Origin of the sequence: Pseudomonas frederiksbergensis, from assembly GCF_017114915.1 — a bacterium.
Lineage (GTDB): Bacteria > Pseudomonadota > Gammaproteobacteria > Pseudomonadales > Pseudomonadaceae > Aquipseudomonas > Aquipseudomonas frederiksbergensis_I.
Window position 1 is genome coordinate 1 of record NZ_JAAUOE010000108.1, and the last position, 1300, is coordinate 1300.

Genomic DNA, 1300 nt, shown 5'->3' on the forward strand with positions numbered 1-1300 from the left:
ACGCCCCGCAGCGGCATACGCTCCTGGCGATCCAGCAGGTCATCATGCTGGCCGGGCTGGCGGTGAATCGGGTACTGGATAATGTAGAAGTGACCACGCAGGGCTGATCAATTTCCCACGTCGACGCGTCGACGTGGGAGTGATCCGGGTGAATCTGCCCGGGAAACGGCGCATGTACCGCCGAAGAGCAATGGCCGGATTTCTATTGTTACGTCGGAGGATGTTCAAGACCCCGAACATTCTCAAACGTGCCGTTGCCATCCAGGTCGGGCCCAGGCGGATTGCTTTGAAATTTAAGACTAAATCTTAATTCAAGAGTCCCTTCACTTTTATTGAACGTCACATTAACAAATCCACTGTCACGCACAGCCGGATGGGGCGTCATCTGCGGCCCTTTAAACACATAATAATGCATATATCTCACCGGGCCATCCGTTGCATAGGGATGATCACCATTAACAATATCTGCATCAAATTTGCAAACAAGCGCTCGCGACTCTTTCGAACTAAGATCCTGGGAAGCCCAAACTGTTACTTCATTAGTATTCGACCAAAACTCGGCAACCTTCCCTGCGAACGGATATATATTGTCTATCAGTGCTCTTGCCGCGCCATCGACTGCGTTTTGACCAGAAATAGATTTCTTTGCAAAAAATATGGTATCCATAAAGAAGTCCTTTTAAGAGTTTTGATACTGCTGCTTCAGACTCCAACCTCACGAAAATTATTGCTACTATCAGAAATAACAGTTAGCGATATTTTTTCGCTATAACCTATTAACCGCTAGTCGCGATAGAAACTAATGGCTAGTGGGCCGAGTACTTGCGCCGGGGCTTGCCGGAGGTACTCGCGGCGCATCAGGCGGAAAATAAAGCGGGAGTCTGAGTGGGGCTCGGCTGGCGAACTAGTTCTCCAAAATTCCCCGCTCCTACAGACGGGGTGATTTTTGAGGATGTTTCCAACAGGTTTTGACGGTTGTTGCGTCGGAAGCTAAGTGGGTAGGCTTTGTGGGTCGCTGCAAAATCAGCGGCCGGGCCTGGAAACCTGATAAACACAGTCACAGCACATGGCATACTGCTGCGCTTTTTTTGGCATGCAATTCTATGGCGGCTGTGTGCGGGAGACCTTCGGGTCTGCCGGGTTTGTGGCTGTGTTTATCCGGTTTTCCAGCCTGCGCACGGCTGCCACCCATTTCGTCTGGAAACGAAAAATGGCGGCTTCAAAAAACATATGCCATAGAGAAATTTCCTCATGTTCAAGCCGACACCTAATCCGCCCGAAGCGGACGACACTTCCCCCT

2 protein-coding genes and 1 pseudogene are annotated in these 1300 nt (G+C 50.3%); 1 reads left to right on the forward strand and 2 read right to left on the reverse strand.

The window, feature by feature from the left end:
* Positions 1 to 107: pseudogene (locus tag HCU66_RS27650) on the forward strand (DUF6124 family protein); the annotation flags it as partial.
* A gap of 101 nt (positions 108 to 208) precedes the next feature.
* On the opposite strand, the gene HCU66_RS26935 reads toward HCU66_RS27650, so the two are convergent.
* A complete protein-coding gene (locus HCU66_RS26935; protein WP_205891383.1) occupies positions 209 to 667 on the reverse strand; it encodes a hypothetical protein in 459 nt (152 codons plus the stop codon).
* 434 nt (positions 668 to 1101) lie between these two features.
* Positions 1102 to 1300 (reverse strand): hypothetical protein (locus tag HCU66_RS26940; RefSeq protein WP_205891384.1); only part of this gene is annotated, 199 nt, incomplete at its 5' end.

What these genes read in the sequence shown, in the direction of transcription:
- HCU66_RS26935 (WP_205891383.1), bottom strand. Translation starts at nt 667, where the DNA reads ATGGATACCATATTTTTTGCAAAGAAATCTATTTCTGGTCAAAACGCA.